This window comes from Pseudomonas fluvialis (assembly GCF_014207935.1).
Taxonomy (GTDB): domain Bacteria; phylum Pseudomonadota; class Gammaproteobacteria; order Pseudomonadales; family Pseudomonadaceae; genus Aquipseudomonas; species Aquipseudomonas fluvialis_A.
In genome coordinates this window covers 89,197-109,507 of sequence record NZ_JACHLL010000006.1, presented here as the reverse complement: position 1 = coordinate 109,507, position 20,311 = coordinate 89,197, and the positions used below count along the sequence as shown (strand labels likewise).

Here is a 20,311-nt window from a genome sequence, read left to right as displayed (position 1 = left end):
TCAGTGCGCTGATGCTAACCGCAGTAGCGCCGCGGTTTTATGGCATAGTCGGCCATCGAATTGTGAATTTCGGCCAATACAGTGTCATGTCCAGCAATACCCCGTTCAGCAACGCCATCTCTAGCCAGCCCATATCCAGCCCAGTCATGCCCGGCTCTGCCCGCCGCCCGTTCAAGCGCAGCATCACCAGCCTGCAACTGCTCACGCAGCTGGGTATCGAACATGGCCTGAGCGTGGAGCAGTGCCTGGCTGGCACCGGACTGGCCGCCCTGCAACTGGCCGATACCACCCTGGAAGTGGAGCCAGCGGCTGAACTACAGCTGATCCGCAACCTGCTGGCTGCCCTGCCCGATGAGCCGACCCTGGGCCTCCAGGCCGCGCAGCGCTACCAACTGACCACTTACGGCATCTGGGGCTATGCCCTGCTCAGCAGCCCAACCATCCGCAGCGCGGCCGAACTGGGCCTGCGCTATCTCGACCTGACGTTCGCCTTTGCCCAGATCAGCCTGCACGAGGACGACCAGCAGGCGCATATCCACGTGGATGCCAGCCAGGTGGAAGATGACGTACGAGCCTTTATCACCCAGCGCGACACATTTGCCGTACTGGTGATCCAGCGCGAGCTGCTCGGTCAGCAATCCATGCCGCTGCAGGGGCTGACGCTGCGCCTGCCACAGCCGGCAGACGAGAACCCCTATCGCCAGCTGCTTGGCTTTGCCCCGCAGTTTGGCGCTGCTGATAACCGCATCAGCTTTGCCCGCGCCCTGCTCGACCAGCCACTGCCGCGCGCCAATCCGGCCACTGTCGAGCTCTGCGACGCCCAGTGCCGTGCGCTGCTGGCCCGTCGCCAGGTGCGCGCCGGCATCGCCGTGCAAGTCCGCCATCTGCTGCTGTGCCAGCCCGGCAAGCTGCCAAACATGCCCCGCGTGGCCAGCCAGCTCAATCTCAGCGAACGCAGCCTGCGCCGCCAGCTGCACGGCGAGCAGACAAGCTTTCGTCAACTGCTCGAAGAGGTCCGTCAGGCCCTGGCCGAAGAACTGCTGGCCACCGGCGGCCTTAGCCTCGAAGACATAGCCAGCCGCCTGGGCTATGGCGAGAGCAGCAATTTCATCCATGCCTTCAAGCGCTGGAAGGGCCTGCCACCCAGTCAGTACCTGCAGACCCTGCACAAGGTCTAATACCGGCTTAATCCCACCTGCACTACAATAACCCTATATTGCATGGCAATTTGCCACGTTCCGGCCACGCCATGCCGTACCAGCAGTTGGGATTGCCAAGGTTCACATGCCCGCTCTCGATCTACGCCGCCTGATTCTCCTGCTCACCGTGGCCGCGGCGCTGATCACCTTTGCCAACAGTTTCCAGGCCAGCTACCGCACCCAGCGTGACCTGCTGATGCAACAGACTCTGCAGGCCAACCTGACCTACGCCACCCGGCAGGCGTACAGCACGGACAACTTCCTGCGTTCCACCCAGGACCAACTGGCCTATAGCGCACGCCTGCTGGCGGACAGGCTCGATCAGCCCGCCTACCTGCAGGGCGAAGTAACGCGGCTGAAGGAGCAGAGCAACAGCTTCAACTCGGTCTTCATCATCGATGCACGAAGCCAGGTGCTGGCCACTGCCCCAAGCACCCTCGGACTCACTGGCAAAACCCTCACCAGCATCGGCGCCAAGGCACTGCGCGACGCGCGCAAAGCCATGATCAGTGATCCCTATGTGGGCAGCACCGGCAACCTGCTGGTGGTGATTGGCGCACCGATCTTCGCCAGCGATGGGCGCTACCTGGGGCATATCGCCGGTTCGATCTACCTGCAGCAGAAGAACATGCTCGCAAGCCTGCTCGGCAGCGGCTACGGCAGCGACGGCTCATACCTGTATGTAGTGGATCGCCAGGGCAAGCTGATCTATCACCCAGACGCCTCGCGGGTTGGCGAGCAGGTGCTTGGCAACTCGGCGGTGCGCGCCGTGGTGGCGGGAGCCGAAGGCAGCCAACGCCTGATCAATCTCAAGGGCGTCGACATGCTGGCCGGCTACTCGCCGCTCAAAACCACCGGCTGGGGCATCGTGGCGCAGACACCAACGGCCGTTCCGCTGGGGGCCCTCAACGGCCTGATGCTGCAAACCCTGACATACACCGTCCCGCTGCTGTTGCTGACCCTGCTGGCAGTCTGGTGGCTGTCGCGGCGGATAGCCCAGCCACTCTGGCACCTGGCCAATATCGTCAAGCACTGGAGCGCACCGCATGCCCTGGAGCAGCTCGGCGAAGTGCGGGCACGCTACTTCGAGGCCGAGCAGCTCAAGCAATCGATCATCGAAGGGCTGATGCTGATCCAGCAGCAACTCGGCAAGCTCAGCCGGGAAAGCCTCACCGATCCCCTCACCGGCCTGGACAACCGCCGCGGTCTGCGCCTGGCCCTGGAACAGTTGCAAGCTCGGCAACGCCCGTTCAGTGTGATCACCCTGGACATCGACCATTTCAAACAGGTCAACGATCAATACGGCCATGATCTCGGCGATCAGGTGCTGCTGCACCTAGCCGCGCAGATGCGCGCCTGCACCCGTAGCGACGACCTGATCTGTCGCAGTGGCGGCGAAGAGTTCGTCATCCTCCTGCCGGACATGGATCTGGACAGTGCCAGTGCGCTCGGCGAACGCCTGCGCGAGCGCATGGCCAACAGCCCCAGCCCGGTCGGCGATCCGGTCACCATCTCCCTGGGCGTGGCCTATGCCAGCGCCGGCAAGCACAACCAGACGCAGGTGCTGAAACTGGCCGACCAGGCGCTGTACCAAGCCAAGCAGCAAGGGCGAAACCGACTGGTCGCCGCTCAGTTGGCCGAGTTTTTCTAAGGATCTGTACCCGTTATGTATTGAACGGGACTGCCCAGGAAATCCATGTGTAGTTTGGGTTGAGGAGCGAGGCGACGAAGCCCAACGATGCTGGCGTAATAGTTGGGCTTCGCTGCGCTCAACCCAACCTACAGATAACTGCTGTTGGATCAGTCATCGCGGGTCAGTACTTCCAGCAGCTCGATCTCGAAGATCAGATTGGCATCGGCCGGTACCCGCGACCCCATGCCACGCTCACCGTAGGCCAGCGCCGCCGGCACCCACAGCTTGCGCTTGCCACCCACACGCATGCCCATCAGCCCCTGATCCCAGCCCTTGATCACGCGTCCCGTGCCAATCACGCACTGGAAGGGTTTGCCGCGTTCGTAGGAAGAGTCGAAGCTGCTGCCATCCTCGAGAAAGCCGCGGTACTGGGTAGTGATCAGCGCCCCCTTGACGGCGGCCTTGCCCTCACCCAGCTGGATATCCTCGATACGAAGTTCGTCGTTCATCATTGCCTCTGTGTGCTGCATCGCCAGTCGCGGCGGCCGGCGCGCTTTTTCTCAGGATTTGCCTGACCTGGCAAGTCGCTCGCCAGCCTGCAGGGCGCCCCCCTGGAAACGACCGTCTGGCAATTGGCCGGGACGTCGCCTTGCCGGTTGCCGGGCTTTGAACCATTCTCAGAGCGTGGATGCGACGACGGCTGCGCAACCGGCGAGCAAGGAGTGCACATTGATGTCTGCAGCTTTCTGCCATTGGCTGACACGTGGAGCGCCAGTGCTGCTGTTGCTGCTGCTCGCCACCCCAACGCCGGCCGCCAAATTGTCGTTAGCCGTGGCCCGCACACCGCTGTCACTGCCGATCTTTGTCGCCGCCGATCAGGGTTACTTCCGCGCCGAAGGCCTGGATGTGCAACTGCGCGAAGTCAGTGGCGGTCATCGCGCCCTCGAAGCGGTACTGGCCGGCCAGGCCGACGTGGGCACCGCTTCGGACTCTGTATTGATGTTCAACAGCCTCAAACGCGACGACTTCGTCAGCCTGGGCTATTTCGTCAGCAGTCCCTCGGACCTCGCAATCCTCGCCAGCAGCAGTAGCACCAACCAGAATCCCGAAGACTGGCGCGGCAAGGCCGTGGGCGTGGTCAAAGGCGCCAGCAGCGAGTACCTGATGCATTCCTGGCTGCTGCTCAACGGCATCGACCCGCAGAGCGTCGAGTTCGTCGATATGCAGCCGGATGCCATGCCGGCGGCGCTGGCTCAACACAAGGTCGCGGCCGTATCGATCTGGGAGCCGACAGCCTTCACCATCCTCCAGCAGGTTACCGACAGCAGGGTGTTGCCCAGCGCCGGCCTGCATACCCTGACCTTTCATCTGCTCAGTCGCCGTGAAACGGCCAGCACCCGCGTGCTCGACATGCAGGCGTTGCTGCGGGCCATCGATCAGGCCGAGAGTTTCATCCGCCAACACCCACAGCGCGCCCAGGCCATCCTGCGGGACACCCTGGAGGTCGACTGGGCCTTCATCGACTGGATCTGGCCACGCTATCACTACCAACTGGGACTCGATCAGGCCCTGATCAGCTCTCTCGAAAGCCAGGCGCGCTGGAGCATGGAGAATGGCTTGGCGAACCTGGCGCAGATGCCCAATTACCTGCACTTCATCGACTCCCAGCCGTTGCGGGCGGTGCGCAGCAGCGCCGTCTCGCTGATCGAGTAGAGCATGCGCATCCACCGTCTGCTGCTCAGCTGTGGTGTGATCGGGGTTGTCGGCATCCTCACCCTGACCCTGGCCAGCCAGCAGCTGTCACGTAGCCAGAGCGAACTGCTGCAGACCCAGGCGCTGCTCAGCCAGACCAGCCGCGACGTCGCCGAGCTGGTGGTGCTGACCCACGAATATGTCCTGCACGCCTCCCCCCGGGTCGACTACCAGTGGCAAAAGCAGCAGCAAAACATCATCGATCGCCTGCACAATCTCGGTGACCAGCTGGAAGCCCCCCCGCTGCAGGCCCAGCAACATCTGAGCGCCATGGTCCGCCTGTTTGCCGATCTGCGCGATCTGCCGCAACCCTCTGGCAACGTGCTGCTGCAGCGGCGCCGCGATCTGATGCAGCAACAGCTGCTGGCCAATGCCCGCGAGCTGTCCCAGGCCATCGATCAGTGGAACCAGTTGGTCAACGCCAACCATGCGCGCACCCAGCAGCGCCTGGCCCTGCTGTCCGTTGCCGTTCCGCTGACGCTGCTGGTACTGCTGGGCATCTGTTCCTGGCTGATCTGGCGTCGCCTGCTGCGCCCACTGGCGCACCTGACTCAGGTGGTGGCCAGCGCCAACAGTGGTGAACTGGATACGCGCAGCCAACTGGATGGCGACGATGAGCTGGGCGAGCTGTCACGGGCCTTCGATGCTCTGGCCCTGGACATGGTTGCCCAGCTGAAGAACGAAGTCGCCCTGCGCCAGGCGGTCGAAGCCACTATCAGGGCCTCCGAACAGCGCTTTCGTGATCTGCTCAACACCATGGACGGCATCGTCTGGGAAGCCGACGCGCGTACCTTCCAGATCACCTTCATCAGTGAACAGGCCGAGCGCCTGCTCGGCTATGCCTGCCGGGAATGGCTGCAACCCGGCTTCTGGATGGCACATATACACCCAGAGGATCGCGAGTGGGCGGCGAATTACTGCGCCAGCCACACGGCCCGCAAGGAGGCCCACGATTTCGAATACCGCTTCATCTGTCAGGATGGACGAATGGTCTGGCTGCATGATGTGGTCACCGTGGTCTGTGAAAACGACCAGCCACGCTGGCTACGCGGGATAATGGTCGATATCAGCAGGCAGAAAAGTGCCGAGGCAGAGATCATTGCCGCCCAGCAACACCTGCAGGCCACCCTCACCGCCCTGCCCGACCTGCTTTTCGAAGTCGATGACAAGGGCACCATCTACAGCCTCCATGTACCCAACCGCAGCCTGCTGGCGGTGCAGCCCGAACACTGCATCGGCAAGAGCTTTAGTGATCTGCTGCCAGCGGCCACCGCGCAAATCTGCCTGCAGGCCATCGACGAAGCTCGACGCAGCGGCACGTCTCAGGGCATGGAGTATTCCCTTGAACTGCCGCAGGGCACCCTCTGGTTCGAAGCCTCGGTGGCGACCCTGGCCGACGAGCAGGGCGACGAGCCGCGCTTCATCTTCATCGCCCGTGATATCAGCGCCAGCAAGCGCGCCAGCGAGGAAATCAAGAACCTGGCGTTCTTCGACGCCCTGACCCAGTTGCCCAATCGTCGCCTGCTGCTCGATCGCCTCAACCAGGCCCGGATGAACAGTGCCCGCGGCGAGCACTACTGCGCCCTGCTGCTCAGCGATCTGGACAATTTCAAGAGCCTCAACGACACCCAGGGACACGATGTCGGCGATCAGTTGCTGATCGAGGCGGCCAATCGCTTCAAGGCCTGCCTGCGCGAAGGCGATACCGTGGCGCGCCTGGGCGGCGATGAATTCGTGGTGATCCTCAACAACCTCGGCAATGCCGAGCAGGCGGCGCGCCAGGCCGAGCGCCTGGCCAGCAAGATCGGCAAGGCCCTTGGCCAGCCCTATGAGCTAAAGGTCGAACAGGCCGATGGCAGCCCCGGCCTGCACCAGCACCACTGTTCGCTGAGCATCGGCATCACCCTGTTCCATGGCCATGACCTCAGTGCCGACGAACTGCTCAAGCGGGCCGACACCGCCATGTACCAGGCCAAGAAAAGCGGACGCAACGCCCTGCGTTTCTTCGACCTTAAGATGCAGGAAGCCGTCAGCCAGCTGGCCAGCCTGGAAAACGACCTGCGCCGCGCCGTGCTGGAGCAGCAGTTCGAGCTGTTCTACCAGGTCCAGGTCGACAGCAACGACCAGGCCCTGGGCGCCGAGGTGCTGCTGCGCTGGCGTCACCCGGAACGCGGCCTGGTATCACCCGCCGACTTCATCCCTCTGGCCGAGGAAACCGGGCTGATTCTGCCGCTCGGCCACTGGGTCCTGCACACGGCCTGTACGCGTCTGGCGCAGTGGGCAGACGATATCCGCCTGGCCGGCCTGACCCTTGCTGTCAATGTCAGCCCCAGGCAGTTCGCCCTGCCCACTTTCGTGGAGGAAGTGCTGGCTCTGCTGGCACACACCGGCGCCAATCCCGCACGCCTGAAGCTGGAGCTGACCGAAAGCCTGCTGCTGGACAATACCGACGAGGTCATCGCCAAGATGGCGCTGCTCAAAGCTCACGGCGTTGGTTTCGCCCTGGACGACTTCGGTACCGGTTACTCCTCGCTCAGCTACCTCAAGCGCCTGCCGCTGGACCAGCTGAAGATCGACCAGACCTTTGTCCGCGACCTGCTCGAAGACCCCAACGATGCCGCCATTGCGCGCACCGTGATCACTCTCGGTCAGAGCATGGGCCTGGCGGTGATCGCCGAAGGCGTGGAGTCCAGCGCCCAGCGGCATTTTCTCGCCGCGGCCGGCTGCGCCGCCTACCAGGGCTACCTGTTCAGCCGTCCGTTGCCGGTGGAGGATTTCGAGCAACTGATCAGCGGCGTTCTGCAGCAACATTCTCAAGCACAGCGCTGAGGCATCGTCTGCCCCGCGACCAAAACTTGACGATAATCATTCTTATATAGATTCATCCCACCTAGCATGACGACATCCGTCACTCCCTGGAGTTCGTCATGCTGCGTCCTACCCTCGTATCGCTCTGTGCCCTGCTCGCTACCCCACTCCTCAGCGCCAAGGAATACCCCATCGGGGAACCCCAGGTTTGTGCCGGCATGGAGGTCGGCGCCGTGTACCTGCAACCGATCGAGATGGACCCACCGGGCATGATGCGCCCGGCGGTGAATTCCGACGTGCACATGGAGGCCGATATCAGCGCCCTGGAGAACAACGCCCACGGCTTCCAGGAAGGCAGCTTCGTGCCCTACCTGAACGTCAACTACCGCCTGAGCAAGGTCGGCAGCGCCCAGGTGCTGGAGGGTAACTTCCACGCCATGGTGGCCAACGACGGCCCGCACTACGGCGACAACCTCAAGCTGATGGGCCCCGGCCAGTACCAGCTGACCTACTGGGTAGCGGCCCCCGGCGGCCATGGCCAGCACTTCGGCCGGCATAGCGACAAGGAGACCGGCGTGGCGCCCTGGTTCGCCACCTGCGAGCTGCACTACAGCTTCACCTTCGCCGGCATCGGCAAGAAAGGCGGCTACTGACCCCCCGCGGCGCGCCCGCGCGCGCCGCCCTCCCCGGAGAGCGCCCCATGCACCATCCAGCCCTCTACCTGCTGCTCGCCGCCCTGCCCGGCGGCCTGCTGGCCGCGCCGCTGCCGAGCTACGAGCTGAGCATCCGTGACGGTCACTTCACCCCGGCCAGCCTGCAGGTGGCCGCCGGGCAACGCTTCAAGATCGTCGTGCACAACGTCGGCCAGGGGCCTATCGAGTTCGAAAGCACGCCGCTGCGCGTGGAGAAGGTACTCAGCCCCGGCGTCAGCTCCTTCGTCGTGATCCATCCGCTCAAACCCGGGCGCTACCTGTTCTTCGACGAGTTCCACCCCGAGCTGCCGCAAGGCGTGATCGAGGCTCGTTGATCCGCATTCTTCGAGGTACCCGCAATGGAGCAAATCCTATGGAACAAGCCCTGTTGATCGTCTGGCGCGAGAGCGTCGAGGCCCTGCTGGTGATCGGCATCCTGTATGCCTGGCTGCGCCGCCAGCCCAGCCAGCAGCGTGCCCTGCTGCACCTATGGGCCGGGGTCGGCGCCGGCCTGCTGCTTGCCGGGCTGCTGGCCGCGCTAATGGCCCTGGCCGGCAACTGGATGAGCGGCCCGGGTGGGGAATGGTTCCAGGCCGGCCTCAGCCTGCTCGCCTGCGTGCTGATCCTGCAGATGGTGCACTGGATGGCTCGCAACGGCGGGCAACTGCGCCAGCAGCTGCAGCAACAGGCCGACAGCGCCCTGCAGCACGGCCGCCTGGCCAGCCTGGCGCTGCTGGTGGCCCTGGCGGTGGCGCGCGAAGGCAGCGAGACGGTGATCTTCCTCTACGGCGCCGGCGCCTCGGCCAACCCCGCCAGCCTGGCGCTGGGCGCGGGCCTGGGCCTGCTGCTGGGCCTGCTGTGCTTCGCCCTGCTGCAGGCCGGCAGCCGCTTCATCGCCTGGCGCCAGTTCTTCCTGGTCAGCGAAGTGCTGCTGTTGCTGCTCGGCGGCGCCCTGCTGATGAGCGCGGTGGACCGCGCCAGCGGCCAGTGGATGGCCCTGGACCTGCCCGAACACATCTACGCCCTGCTCAGCGAGCCGATGTGGGACAGCTCGGCGCTGCTCGACGACGGCAGCAAGCCGGGCGCGCTGCTGGCCAGCCTGAGCGGCTACCGGGCCATGCCCTCGGCCCTGCACGTGGGCCTGCTGGGCTACTACTGGCTGCTCGCCTGGAGCCTGCTGCGGCCGCCGCGGAGGGTTCTGCAGAGCCGCGCGGCATGAACGCCGCGCTCAACCGCCGGCTCACCCGCCTGGGCCACGCCATGCGCCGCCACGCCGGACTGATCCGCCGGCTGCAGTGGCTGGTGGTGCTGGTCTACGCCGCTCTGCTGGTGATCCCCGCCCTGCTGCCCCTGCCGCCAGGCTCGGCAGGCCTGCTGGACAACCTGACGCTGCTGGCCCAGTTCGTGTTCTGGGGCCTGTGGTGGCCGTTCGTGCTGCTGTCGATCGTCCTGTTCGGCCGCCTGTGGTGCGGCGTGCTGTGCCCGGAAGGCTCGCTCAGCGAATGGGCCAGCCGACACGGCCAGGGCCGCGGCACCCCGCGCTGGATGCGCTGGGGTGGCTGGCCGACCCTGGGCTTCCTGCTGACCACCCTGTACGGCCAGCTGATCAGCGTTTACGACTACGCCCAGGCCGCCCTGCTGATCCTCGGCGGCTCGACCCTGGCGGCCATGCTGGTGGGCTACCTGTACGGCCGTGGCAAGCGCGTGTGGTGCCGCTACCTGTGCCCGGTCAGCGGGGTGTTCGCCCTGCTGGCCAAGCTCGCCCCCGTGCATTTCCAGGTCGACGAGGCGCGCTGGCAGGCCAACGCCGCACCGCACCTGCCGCCACCCAACTGCGCGCCGCTGCTGGATATCCGCCGCCTGCGCGGCGCCTCGGCCTGCCACGCCTGCGGCCGCTGCAGCGGCCAGCGCGATGCGGTGCGCCTGATCGCCCGCTCCGGCAACGAGGAAATCGTCCGCTACGGCGCCGACGGCGACACCACCTGGGAGGTGCGCCTGCTGCTCTACGGGGTGATCGGCCTGGCCATCGGCGCCTTCCAGTGGACGGTCAGCCCCTGGTTCATCAGCCTCAAACAGACCCTGGCCGAATGGCTGGTGCGGCGCGACATCCTCTGGCCGCTGGAAGCCGACGCGCCCTGGTGGCTGCTGACCCATTATCCGCAGCTCAACGATGCCTTCACCTGGCTCGATGGCCTGAGCATCTGCCTGTACCTGGGTGCCAGCAGCCTGCTGCTCGGCGGCGGCCTACAGCTGTTGCTCGGCGGGGCCGCGAAGCTGGCCGAGCAAGGCCCGGCGTTCGCCCGCCAGATCGCGCTGTGCCTGCTGCCAACCGGCGCGGCCGGGCTGTTTCTCGGCCTCTCCGCCACCACGGTCAAGCTGCTGCGCTACGAGGGCCTGGCCCTGCTCTGGGTGCCGAGCGTGCGCGCCACGCTGCTGGCCGCCGCCCTGCTCTGGAGCCTGCACCTGGGCTGGCAGGTCTGCCACGCCCTGAGACCCGCACAACGCCTGCCGATCCTGGGCGCCCTGCTGCTGGCCAATCTGCTGATCGCCACGGCCTGGTGGCTGCAGTTCTGGGGTTGGTAAAACCGGTTCAGGCCTCGCGCAGTTCGAAACGGGGAAACAGCTGCTCGAGATATGGCCAGAGCTGGGCGGCTTCGGCCGGCATCGGCGCGGCGCCGAGTTCAGGATCAAGCATCTGTTGCGGGCGGGCCAGCTGCACCACGAAGCGCTGCACGCCGAGCGCCGCCAGGCGTTCAGCCAGGCGTTGCAGGCGCTGGCAGTCGAACAACTGCCAGTGCACCGTGGTGCGGCATTCGTAGTCCACGCCACTTTCCAGCAGGGCCTCCAGGCTGTTCCAGTTGGCCTGGCCACTGCCGCTGATGCCGGTGATCAGCTCGGCCTCTTCCTCCAGCGCCTTGACGTCGAAGCCGACCCAGTCGCACAGCGGCAGCACCCGCTTGAATGAGGCCGGTTTGATCCCGGCGCTGTGCAGGCCGACCTTGAAACCCAGTTCGCGCACCTTGCGCATGGCGGTTGGCAACGCCTTTTGCAGGGTCGCTTCGCCGCCACTGAACACCACCGCGTCGAGCAGACCGCGGCGCTTGCGCAGGAAACGCAGCACTTCGTCCCAACTGATCGGAGTGGGCACCTTGGCACGTATCAGTTCCGGGTTGTGGCAGTAACGGCAGCGCCAGGCGCAACCCTGGCAGAACAGCACGCAGGCCAGATGATCGGGATAGTCGAGGGTGGTCAGCGGCAGCAATCCACCCACCCGCAGCGGAGCCTCCAGCGGGCCACTGGGACCAAAGGACTGGCAAGGACTGTTCATGAGCGACTCCTGACAACAGAAAAACTGCCGGCACAGCGCATAACACGCCACGGACTGAGTTCCCGGTCAGGCAGGCATTGGCCGCGCTACGGCAGCCGAGCGGCACCACGAAACACACCCGTCCCGTGATCGAGAAAGCAGTTGGGGCAATGTATCCAGGCTCCGCCATCCTGCAATTGATAACCGTCAACTCTGTCAAATGAGGCGACGTCACAGTCGGGAGGGCCTGTCCGTTTGGACACTGGCCGCCAGTCTGTGGCATTTCCATACTGGCAACACCACACAAGGAGATCGCCATGTACTGCGTGACTGTGCTCTACCCAAACCAGGCCGATGGCCACTTTGACTTCACCTATTACCGCGACCGGCATCTGCCCATGATGCTGGCGCTGCTCGGCGACAATGTCGTCAGCCTTCAGCTGCGGCGCGGCATGCAAGCCGTGGATGGTTCACCCGCGCCCTATCTCTGCCTGCTCAACACACAGATTCGCTCACCTGAGCACTTCGCCAGCGTCATGGCCGCAAACAGCGAGCGAGTACTTGGCGACATTCCCAACTACACCAACCTGCAGCCCATCATTCAGATCGACGAAATTCTCTGATGCAGGCCGAGCAATGTGTGGCGGCAGCCGGCAACTGCTGGGGTAATCGTGATCTGGTCCAGATCTGGTATTGACGTGCCAGACGCTGGATTTCAATAATGACCACTATGGAAAAGAAACCCGATAAAGCCAAACGTGGTCGTCCCCTCAGTTTCAATCGGCAAGCCGCCCTGCACACTGCGCTGCAACTGTTCTGGGCTCAGGGCTACGAAGGCACCTCCATCGCCGATCTTGTCAGTGCCATGGGCATTGCCCCACCTAGTCTGTACAGCGCCTTTGGCTCCAAGGAACAACTGTACCTTGAGGCAATCGAGCTGTACCTGCAGGGCCCCGGTAGCTTTATCAAGCATGCACTGGAGCAGACCAGCACGGCCCGCGACTTCATTCAGCTAATGCTCCTCAATGCTGCAACAGAGTTCACCACCCACAGCCATCCGCCTGGCTGCATCGTCTCCACCGGTCTGGTTGCCAGCGGCGCCCTGCATCACAAGGTAGCGCAAAGCATGCGCGATCTGCGCAGCGCGACACTGAATGCCATCGGCCTGCGCTTGAAGGACGCATGCGACCACGGCGAATTGCCCACCGACAGCGACTGTGCAGGCATGGCCCGCTTCTTCGGCGCCATCATTCAGGGTATGTCGATTCAGGCCCGTGATGGTGCCAGCCCACAAGAGCTGCAAGCCATGATCAGGCTCGCCATGACCTGCTGGCCTTATCACTGACGCCGCTCACAGCCGCGACGTCTTAGCGGCTGTCGATATGCACTGTAATGCTTTGAAATACCCAGCCACTTCCCTTGGCAATTACTTTAGCGATCACTAGCGAAAGAGAACAGTTCTCTTCTTTGCCAGTGTCGTGCGCGATTAAGCAGCACTCGCCTAGAAGTGCATCTGCGCGCGCGGACCTTTGACTGACTGCCCGAAAAAAACGGCACGACTGCTTTGCAAAGCCATTAGCTAAAGGGAATCCGCTATGTCTATCGAACGAATTTTCATCGTGGGCGACAAGTTCAAACTGTTCGCCGAGAACAGTAACGTCATGCTTGCCAGTGAACTGGAAGCCATCCTCGACGGCGACCTGCTGCATGAACGCAATCTTCGCTTTCAACTGGGTCAGGGGGTCTCGGAAGAGCAGATCAACCGTTTGCTGGAGAAGACCGTTCGCATCAAGAAACCCTGGCTTGCCGACTTCGCCAAGCCTCAAAAAGCCAGCCGCCAGCATGTGCACAAGCATCAGATGCAAAACTCCATGATCAGCCTGCCGCGCCGGCTGACCCGCAGCACCTACGAAGTTGACGTGTTGCTGGATGAACGCTGCGCCGAAATGAGCGACCACGTCACCGGCCAGCACATTCAAGGCATGGTGCTTACCGAGGCAGCACGGCAAACCTTTCTCGCGGTCAGTGAAGAGTTCTACCTGGCAGATCAGAACGACAGCAGCTACTTCGTCATCAACAACATGGATGTGCAATACCTGCACTTTGTCTTTCCGCTACCCATGAGCATTCACTACGAAGTGCTTGAGCACAGCATCAACCCTCGGCGTGGCTCCCACCGTTTCGACGTCAGCATGTCGGTCATCCAGGGCCAGAAAACCTGCTGTGTCATCAAGACCAAGTTCTCCACCTACCCTGATGCCGTAATCAGCGAAAAAGAGGGACTCCTGGCCAAGGGGGCCATCGACAGCGAACTGAATGTGGAGATCCGCCATGAGCAGTTTGCCTGATACCCCACAGCGCTGGTCAGCGTTCTTCGATGTCGACGGCACCCTGATCAGCATCAAGAGCATGTTCAGTTTCCTCGATTACCTCGTCGAACACTTGCCTAGCAGTGCCACGGCACGGCTGCACACCTATCGCCAGACGCTGCAGCGGATGATCGCCGATGAGCAGCCTCGTGAGGCAATCAACCGCTTTTACTACAGCATCTATGCGGGCCTTGATGTGGCTTGGGTACAGCAACTGGGGCGCGACTGGTACGCCGAGGTTCGCCTGCGCGGCGGCCTGTTCTTCCAGCGAATGCTGGATGAGATCCGCTGGCACCAGCAGCAGGGCGCCAGCACCGTGCTGGTCTCCGGGTCCTTTGAAGCCCTGCTGGCGCCGTTGGCCGAAGAGCTCGGCATCAGTGACGTGATTGCCGCCCCGCTGGAAACCCGCGATGGCCTCTATACCGGTCAGCTTACGGGGTTGCCGACTATAGGCCAGGGCAAGGCCGACGGCGTACGGGCCTTCACCCGCCAGCATCACCTGCAACCTGGGCATTGCTACGCCTACGGCGATGATCTCTCCGACATACCGATGCTGGAGAGTGTCGGTCATCCCTGCATGGTCAACCCGGATGCACAGGTGCGTGGCATCTGCCAGCAGCGCAACTGGAACATCATCGAAGCCGCCTGAGGATAGCCCTGCCTGCACATACGGATGGGCTGCCGAGCAGTAGCCCATTGCAGGTGTGAACTGCCTATCACCTACCTGTCCGTTCGAACAGTGATGCCACACAAGCAGGCTACGTAACGTACGAGCAGTTCCTGGTCAACAACCTGACCCGGTTGAAAATATTTATGGAGATCGACATGAACAGACTTCTGGCAAACAAATCCGTCCCCGCGGTTGGTCTTGGCTGCATGGGTATGAGTGAGTTTTATGGCGAGACTGACGATGCCCAGTCCCTGGAAACATTGCACGCGGCGCTGGAGCAAGGCTATCGCCACTTCGATACCTCGGACATGTATGGCCGCGGACACAACGAAGAGCTGCTCGGCAAGTTTGTCAAACAACTCGGTTCACGCCGCGACGACATCCTCCTGGCAACCAAGTTCGGCATCTATCGCGACCCGAACGACAAGTACAACCTGCTGATCGATGGTTCGCGCGATTACGTGAAAAAGGCCTGTGAAGCCTCGCTTAAACGCCTCAACACCGAGTGCATCGATCTGTACTACGTACACCGCCGCGATCCCAATACGCCAATCGAAGAAACCGTCAGTGCCATGGCCGAGCTGGTTCAGGAAGGCAAGATCAAAGCCATCGGCCTCTCGGAAGTTTCCGCCGACACCCTGCGCAAGGCCCATGCGGTACATCCTATCGCCGCCCTGCAAAGCGAGTACTCGCTGTGGTCTCGCGACCTGGAAGACAGCATTCTGCCCATCCTGCAAAACCTGAACATCGCCCTGGTGGCCTATAGCCCATTGGGTCGCGGCTTCCTCACCGGCGCCATCACCAAGCAGCACATCGAGCAGGCCAGCGCCGAGAACGACTTCCGCGCCAAGCTGCCGCGCTTCCAGGGTGAGAACCTCGATAGCAACCTGCAACTGGTTCGCGCGCTGGAAGAACTCAGTCAGGAACTCAACTGCACCCCGGCGCAACTGGCCCTGGCCTGGCTGCTGGAGCAATACGAGAACCTGCATGTGATCCCCGGCACCAAGCGCATCAAATACCTGGAAGGGAACTTTGCAGCCCAGCAGGTCAAGCTCGACGCCGCCGCCTGCGCCATGCTTGGCAGGATCTTCGCGCCCCAGGCCATCGCCGGTAAACGCTACCCAGACGCCATCCTCAAAGGCACCAACATCTGAGTCGCATGCTGCCGGCGGCTCCACCGAGCTGCCGGCCAACCACCGGCCATGAAGGAGTCGAGCAGATGAACGCGCAAGTATTGATTGTCGGCGGCGGACCGACAGGCATGACCCTGGCATTGCAGCTGCAACGCTTCGGCATTGCTTTTCGCTTGATTGAAAAGCGTCCGAAAGAACCTTCCGGTTCAAAAGCATTGAGTGTCAATCCTGCCTCACTGACCCTGCTCAATGACCTCGGATTGGCGACTGAACTGGTCGCCAAGGGACACAAGACCGAAGTCATCAATCTGCTCTATCACAATCAGCCTCTGACCCGTGCACGCTTCTCCAGGTTACCGAGCAAGTACCCGTACTTTCTCATGCTGCCGCAGCCTGACACCGAGGCCGTTCTGGAACAACGGCTCAACGATCTGGGCCATTACATCGAGCGCGACTGCGAACTGCTCGGGCTGCAGACCCATGACGAACAGGTTGAGGTCGAACTGCGCGAAGGTAACCAGACCCGTCGACAACGCTATGCCTACGTGGTTGGCTGCGATGGAGGTTTAAGCAAGGTACGCAATGCATTGGGTCTCGGCTTTACCGGTTATGACTACAACATGCACTTCATCCTCGCCGACCTGTGTATCCACTGGGACGGCGAACATCAACAAGGCTTCTACTTCATCCGTGATGATGGCTTCCTGATTCTCTTGCCACTCAAGAATGGCTATCACCGCATCGTAATCAAGGTGGCGGAGCAGTGCCCACCTGGCTACAAGCCCAGCCTGCAAGAGATCCGCGACTACATTGCCCGCTACGAGATACCCGGTCTGCAGGTCAGCGACCCGATATGGCTCTCCAGCGCCCCCTTCTATAACCGCTCGGCATCCACCATCCGCCAGGAACGTGTATTTCTCGCCGGCGATGCCGCCCACATGTTCAGCCCCATCGGCGGATTTGGCATGAACTCCGGCATTGCCGACGCCTTCAACCTTGGCTGGAAGCTGGGTTATGCCATCAACGGCATAGGCAGCGATGCCCTCCTGCAGTCTTATGCCATCGAGCGGGAGCAAAACACCCATACCCTGCTGGCCAAAACCGACAAGTCGACATCGCTGATCGCCCGCCTGGATCGCCACTTGCCTGCCGACGAGCAGCACTACCTGCCACTGCTGCGAAACCGCCCATTCATTCGTCAGTTTCCGCTCGAAACGGCCGGCCTGACTCTGCGTTACGGCGCGCCCAAAGGTTCACTGGACAGCGGCTGCATGCTGCCTTACGCCTGCAACAGCGCAGGGCTACCAGACAGCCTGCAGGCCGTTGGCCAGGCGCATCACACCTTGCTCCTGGCCAGTCATGTGCTGCCATCGGCGACTGTGCTGCAGAACCTGCACGATGCGCTGGCACCCTTGCAGGCAAACGTGCAAATCCAGGTCATCAGTGCGGCAGAGGGCTCGCTTGCCTTCGGTCAGATACTGCCAGACCCCCACCATTGCTTGCGCAAGGCCTGGCAGCTGGAGGATGGCGAATACCTGTTGGTGCGCCCTGATCTGTTCATCGAGCAACGCGGTCACCTGGATGATCTCGACGCACTCCGTCAGCACCTGACGTACCACTACGTGCCTGAGCTGCAGCCACACGCACGACTTGCCGGCTAAGGAGAGCACGCATGACAACCGTCACCGGTCGCCCTCTCGGGCAAATCGAGACCAGCATGGCCTTGATGCACCAGCTCAACGGCACGACGCAAACCACCAGTCTGTTGAGCCTGAGCGGTGCCTTGTCCGCCGAAGTGATACAACGCGCGGCTGCCGCCCTGCATGCACGCCATCCGCTGTTGCACAGCCGCATCGTGGAGCACTCAAACGCCCTGCACTTCTGTACGGACGTGCCCTTTGCGCAGATTGATGTGCAGTGCGTGGCAAGCCCAGAGAATTTGCAACCCAATGAGTTGCTTCAGCAACAGCTCGGTCAGGTGCTCGACCCCAGCCGCCAGCTCTGGCGCCTGCTGGTACTCAGCAATTCGCAAGCAGATCGGCACCACCTGCTGCTGACCTGTCATCATGCCATTGTCGATGCTGCCAGCCTCGTGCAGTTGCTGGATGAACTGCTGGAAGACTGCGAGCGCCTGTATGGCGGTCTGGCGTTACAACGCACTGCCGAACTGCTGCCAGAGGCGCTGGAGGAGCATCTGACGGCCGCCACCACGCCAGCTCACGCGTGTACGACACCGCCGCCCATGCCTTTCCTGCAGACACTGGCGCTTGAGCAGCGAACCACGGGAGTCAGCCGACTTCTGCTGCCCAAGGGGCTGAGCAGTCACCTGCAAAACCTCGCCGGCCAGCAGCAATTGAGCCTGAACTCGTTACTGGCTGGCGCCTTGCTCAAGTCCGCACAGGATATTGGCCTCGGCACGCAGATCCGCATCGGCACCGCCGTATCGCTCCGTCAACGCGCCGCACGCACGATCGCAAGTAGCAGCATCGGCTGTTTTATCGGCGTAGCCCACCAATGCCTGGCCGTGGCCAATCGTCCATTGCTCGATGTGGCCAGAGACTATCAGCAGCAACTGCGCACCAGTCTGCCCATGCAGGCTCTGCGTCAGCCAGACATCGGCCTGGTAGCCCGTCGCAGCGCCATTGAGCTCCTGCGTCAGCAGCAGCACTTCAGTCAGGGCATTGCCCTGACCAACCACGGCAGCATCCATTTTTCGCCCCGTCGGCATCTGCAGATCCACGACTACGCGAATGTCGCGTCACGCGTTGCCGGCAACTTTGCCGTGGCTTTGCACCTAACACGCTTCCAGGGCGCCCTGTCGCTGTGTTTCACCTTTGCCAAACCGCTGATGAGTGAAGCCCGCATCCATTTGCTCCAGCGCAAGCTACAGCAAACCCTGCTGACTCTTCACCCAGCGACAGAGACAACGCCATGAAGTCTTTATTCATCCAGTTACCACAGGGACGATTGCACTACCTCGACAACCGCCGCAGCGGTCCTGTAGTCATCCTGCTGCACGGTAATTCCTCAGCCGCAGCCGCCTTCACTGAACAGTTTGCCGAACTCGGCGAACACTATCGTCTGCTCGCCGTTGACTGGCCTGGCCATGGTCAGTCAGATGCCTTGCCACCGGCTGACTACAGCTTCTCGGGATACGCCGACGTGCTCGTCGCCTTTGTCCGGCAGATGCAGCTGCACGACTTTGCGCTGGTAGGCCACAGCCTCGGCGGTCATGCCGCTATCGAAGCACTACCTCGGCTAACGGGCGCGCGTGGACTGATCCTGCTAGGCGCCCCGCCGTTCAACAGCCAGCTGGCAGCACAACTGTTTCACCCTGAACCTACCGGTGGTCTGGTATTTCAGGCCGCCCTGGACAACCCGCAAGTGACACGACTGGCCAAAGCGTTCATCAGCCAGGGCAACTCGACGGAACACCTGTTGGCCACCCTCGCCCACTTTATCCGCGCTACCGACCCGAACGTGCGCTCAGCCCTGGGCGCCAGTCTGGCCACTGGAGCCTTTGCCGATGAAGTAGCGCTGCTTGCCACCAGTGGGGTACCCACCCTGCTGCTGCAGGGCCAGAACGATGCCTTCATCAATGCCAGCTCGTGCACACCGCAGGTGTTTTCTCCTGCGCCAGTGCAGGTCGTCCAGCTCAGTGACTGCGGGCATTGCCCGCACAGCGAAATCCCGCATCTGTGCAATGACCTGATGCACAACTTCATCAGTGCCCTCTACGAGAACTCGCCATGCAAGCTTTTGTGATCAACCAGTTCGGCCCCACTGATATTTTCGAACAGGTCGAGCTACCGACCCCCAAGGCCGGCAAAGGCCAACTGCTGGTCGCCATTGCCGCCAGCAGTATCAACCCGCTGGATTACAAGATCCGTCGCGGCGATTTCCCCGGCTTCACCCACGACTTTCCCGCCATCCTGCACGGCGACTTTGCCGGGACGGTAAGTGCCGTGGGTGAAGACGTCACTGGCTTTGCCGTCGGTGATCAGGTCTACGGCTGTGCCGGTGGCGTGCGTGGCCGCCAGGGCGCGCTTGCCGATTTCATGCAGGTCGATGCCGCACTGGTCGCCCACAAACCCGCCAACCTGTCGATGGCAGAAGCGGCAGTGCTGCCATTGGTGGCCATTACCGCCTGGGAAGGGCTGATCGACCAGGCAGATATCCAACCAGGTGATCGGGTACTGGTGCATGCCGGAACAGGCGGTGTGGGCCATATCGCTGCGCAACTGGCCAAGTGGAAAGGCGCGAAAGTCTTCACCACGGTCAGCTCGCCGGAAAAAGCCGCCCTGTCACGTGAATATGGCGCCGATATCACCATCAACTACCGCAGCATGACGGTTGAGCAGTACGTCGAGCAGTACACAGGCGGCCGTGGCTTCGACGTCGTGGTCGATACCGTCGGCGGTGCAACCTTCGAGCAAAGCCTGCTGGCGGCGCGGGTGGGCGGCACCATCATCAGCGTGCTGGCACTCGGCAAGCTCGACCTGACACTGGCCTGGGCGCGCAAACAGAGTATTCACTGCGTGAACATGTCCTGGCCAATGGCCACCGGCATAGGCATGCAGCAGCATGGATTCATTCTCGGGCAAATTGCCCATCTGGCAGAGAGCGGCAGGCTGCGACCATTGCTTGATCCGCAGTCATTCGATTTTCCCCGGATCGCCGCCGCCCATGCCTATGCCGAAAGCGGCCAGGCCGTGGGCAAGATCAGCCTTACCCGGGGCTGAGAGAGA

At 62.5% G+C, this 20,311-nt stretch carries 19 protein-coding genes; 17 read left to right on the top strand and 2 right to left on the bottom strand.

Annotated elements, in window-relative coordinates:
- The first annotated feature begins 146 nt into the window (after positions 1–146).
- A complete protein-coding gene (locus HNP49_RS15705) occupies positions 147–1,178 on the top strand; it encodes an AraC family transcriptional regulator (RefSeq protein WP_184685181.1) in 1,032 nt (343 codons plus the stop codon).
- 106 nt (positions 1,179–1,284) lie between these two features.
- Complete coding sequence (locus HNP49_RS15700) at positions 1,285–2,850, top strand: diguanylate cyclase domain-containing protein (RefSeq protein ID WP_184684825.1); 1,566 nt, start codon at positions 1,285–1,287, stop codon at positions 2,848–2,850.
- Positions 2,851–2,999: 149 nt separating this feature from the next.
- Here the strand turns inward: HNP49_RS15700 and HNP49_RS15695 are convergent, their stop codons facing one another.
- Complete coding sequence (locus HNP49_RS15695; protein WP_184684824.1) at positions 3,000–3,341, bottom strand: FKBP-type peptidyl-prolyl cis-trans isomerase; 342 nt, start codon at positions 3,339–3,341, stop codon at positions 3,000–3,002.
- Positions 3,342–3,564: 223 nt separating this feature from the next.
- On the opposite strand from HNP49_RS15695, the gene HNP49_RS15690 reads away from it, so the two are divergent.
- From HNP49_RS15690 to HNP49_RS15665, 6 genes are all read left to right on the top strand, one after another.
- Positions 3,565–4,545, top strand: a complete 981-nt coding sequence (locus tag HNP49_RS15690; protein WP_184684822.1) for an ABC transporter substrate-binding protein — start codon at positions 3,565–3,567, stop codon at positions 4,543–4,545.
- A gap of 3 nt (positions 4,546–4,548) precedes the next feature.
- A complete protein-coding gene (locus tag HNP49_RS15685) occupies positions 4,549–7,413 on the top strand; it encodes an EAL domain-containing protein (RefSeq protein WP_184684820.1) in 2,865 nt (954 codons plus the stop codon).
- A 98-nt stretch (positions 7,414–7,511) separates the two neighbouring features.
- Positions 7,512–8,045 (top strand): iron transporter, encoded by a 534-nt coding sequence (locus HNP49_RS15680; protein WP_184684818.1) that lies wholly within the window; start codon positions 7,512–7,514, stop codon positions 8,043–8,045.
- A gap of 47 nt (positions 8,046–8,092) precedes the next feature.
- On the top strand, positions 8,093–8,419 hold the full coding sequence (locus HNP49_RS15675) for a cupredoxin domain-containing protein (RefSeq protein WP_184684816.1): 327 nt from the start codon (positions 8,093–8,095) through the stop codon (positions 8,417–8,419).
- A 38-nt stretch (positions 8,420–8,457) separates the two neighbouring features.
- Positions 8,458–9,303: an FTR1 family protein gene (locus HNP49_RS15670; RefSeq protein ID WP_184684814.1), complete on the top strand. Its 846-nt coding sequence runs from the start codon at positions 8,458–8,460 to the stop codon at positions 9,301–9,303.
- Positions 9,300–10,667, top strand: coding sequence for a 4Fe-4S binding protein (locus HNP49_RS15665; RefSeq protein WP_184684812.1), 1,368 nt, complete (start codon positions 9,300–9,302; stop codon positions 10,665–10,667). Before HNP49_RS15670 ends, HNP49_RS15665 begins: the two co-directional genes overlap by 4 nt.
- A gap of 7 nt (positions 10,668–10,674) precedes the next feature.
- Here HNP49_RS15665 and HNP49_RS15660 read toward each other — a convergent pair whose 3' ends face one another.
- Complete coding sequence (locus tag HNP49_RS15660; protein ID WP_184685179.1) at positions 10,675–11,373, bottom strand: anaerobic ribonucleoside-triphosphate reductase activating protein; 699 nt, start codon at positions 11,371–11,373, stop codon at positions 10,675–10,677.
- Positions 11,374–11,708: 335 nt separating this feature from the next.
- On the opposite strand from HNP49_RS15660, the gene HNP49_RS15655 reads away from it, so the two are divergent.
- The 9 genes from HNP49_RS15655 (at position 11,709) to HNP49_RS15615 (ending at position 20,305) form a co-directional block, all read left to right on the top strand.
- A complete protein-coding gene (locus HNP49_RS15655) occupies positions 11,709–12,014 on the top strand; it encodes an EthD family reductase (protein ID WP_184684810.1) in 306 nt (101 codons plus the stop codon).
- A gap of 98 nt (positions 12,015–12,112) precedes the next feature.
- Positions 12,113–12,736, top strand: coding sequence for a TetR/AcrR family transcriptional regulator (locus tag HNP49_RS15650; protein WP_184684808.1), 624 nt, complete (start codon positions 12,113–12,115; stop codon positions 12,734–12,736).
- Between the two features lie 250 nt (positions 12,737–12,986).
- Positions 12,987–13,739 (top strand): AfsA-related hotdog domain-containing protein, encoded by a 753-nt coding sequence (locus tag HNP49_RS15645; protein WP_184684806.1) that lies wholly within the window; start codon positions 12,987–12,989, stop codon positions 13,737–13,739.
- A complete protein-coding gene (locus HNP49_RS15640; protein ID WP_184684804.1) occupies positions 13,723–14,409 on the top strand; it encodes an HAD family phosphatase in 687 nt (228 codons plus the stop codon). Before HNP49_RS15645 ends, HNP49_RS15640 begins: the two co-directional genes overlap by 17 nt.
- Positions 14,410–14,585: 176 nt before the next feature.
- On the top strand, positions 14,586–15,584 hold the full coding sequence (locus tag HNP49_RS15635; protein ID WP_184684802.1) for an aldo/keto reductase: 999 nt from the start codon (positions 14,586–14,588) through the stop codon (positions 15,582–15,584).
- 65 nt (positions 15,585–15,649) lie between these two features.
- Positions 15,650–17,224 (top strand): NAD(P)/FAD-dependent oxidoreductase, encoded by a 1,575-nt coding sequence (locus HNP49_RS15630; protein WP_184684801.1) that lies wholly within the window; start codon positions 15,650–15,652, stop codon positions 17,222–17,224.
- 11 nt (positions 17,225–17,235) lie between these two features.
- Positions 17,236–18,498 (top strand): condensation domain-containing protein, encoded by a 1,263-nt coding sequence (locus HNP49_RS15625; protein ID WP_184684799.1) that lies wholly within the window; start codon positions 17,236–17,238, stop codon positions 18,496–18,498.
- Complete coding sequence (locus tag HNP49_RS15620; protein ID WP_184684797.1) at positions 18,495–19,328, top strand: alpha/beta fold hydrolase; 834 nt, start codon at positions 18,495–18,497, stop codon at positions 19,326–19,328. Before HNP49_RS15625 ends, HNP49_RS15620 begins: the two co-directional genes overlap by 4 nt.
- Complete coding sequence (locus tag HNP49_RS15615; RefSeq protein WP_184684795.1) at positions 19,313–20,305, top strand: zinc-dependent alcohol dehydrogenase family protein; 993 nt, start codon at positions 19,313–19,315, stop codon at positions 20,303–20,305. Before HNP49_RS15620 ends, HNP49_RS15615 begins: the two co-directional genes overlap by 16 nt.
- Positions 20,306–20,311: the final 6 nt, after the last annotated feature.

Coding starts and splice junctions, on each gene's coding strand:
- HNP49_RS15675 (WP_184684816.1), top strand. CDS start 8,093: ATGCACCATCCAGCCCTCTACCTGCTGCTCGCCGCCCTGCCCGGCGGC.
- HNP49_RS15615 (WP_184684795.1), top strand. CDS start 19,313: ATGCAAGCTTTTGTGATCAACCAGTTCGGCCCCACTGATATTTTCGAA.
- HNP49_RS15645 (WP_184684806.1), top strand. CDS start 12,987: ATGTCTATCGAACGAATTTTCATCGTGGGCGACAAGTTCAAACTGTTC.
- HNP49_RS15705 (WP_184685181.1), top strand. CDS start 147: ATGCCCGGCTCTGCCCGCCGCCCGTTCAAGCGCAGCATCACCAGCCTG.
- HNP49_RS15700 (WP_184684825.1), top strand. CDS start 1,285: ATGCCCGCTCTCGATCTACGCCGCCTGATTCTCCTGCTCACCGTGGCC.
- HNP49_RS15665 (WP_184684812.1), top strand. CDS start 9,300: ATGAACGCCGCGCTCAACCGCCGGCTCACCCGCCTGGGCCACGCCATG.
- HNP49_RS15630 (WP_184684801.1), top strand. CDS start 15,650: ATGAACGCGCAAGTATTGATTGTCGGCGGCGGACCGACAGGCATGACC.
- HNP49_RS15635 (WP_184684802.1), top strand. CDS start 14,586: ATGAACAGACTTCTGGCAAACAAATCCGTCCCCGCGGTTGGTCTTGGC.
- HNP49_RS15625 (WP_184684799.1), top strand. CDS start 17,236: ATGACAACCGTCACCGGTCGCCCTCTCGGGCAAATCGAGACCAGCATG.
- HNP49_RS15655 (WP_184684810.1), top strand. CDS start 11,709: ATGTACTGCGTGACTGTGCTCTACCCAAACCAGGCCGATGGCCACTTT.
- HNP49_RS15690 (WP_184684822.1), top strand. CDS start 3,565: ATGTCTGCAGCTTTCTGCCATTGGCTGACACGTGGAGCGCCAGTGCTG.
- HNP49_RS15650 (WP_184684808.1), top strand. CDS start 12,113: ATGACCACTATGGAAAAGAAACCCGATAAAGCCAAACGTGGTCGTCCC.
- HNP49_RS15620 (WP_184684797.1), top strand. CDS start 18,495: ATGAAGTCTTTATTCATCCAGTTACCACAGGGACGATTGCACTACCTC.
- HNP49_RS15685 (WP_184684820.1), top strand. CDS start 4,549: ATGCGCATCCACCGTCTGCTGCTCAGCTGTGGTGTGATCGGGGTTGTC.
- HNP49_RS15670 (WP_184684814.1), top strand. CDS start 8,458: ATGGAACAAGCCCTGTTGATCGTCTGGCGCGAGAGCGTCGAGGCCCTG.
- HNP49_RS15695 (WP_184684824.1), bottom strand. CDS start 3,341: ATGAACGACGAACTTCGTATCGAGGATATCCAGCTGGGTGAGGGCAAG.
- HNP49_RS15680 (WP_184684818.1), top strand. CDS start 7,512: ATGCTGCGTCCTACCCTCGTATCGCTCTGTGCCCTGCTCGCTACCCCA.
- HNP49_RS15640 (WP_184684804.1), top strand. CDS start 13,723: ATGAGCAGTTTGCCTGATACCCCACAGCGCTGGTCAGCGTTCTTCGAT.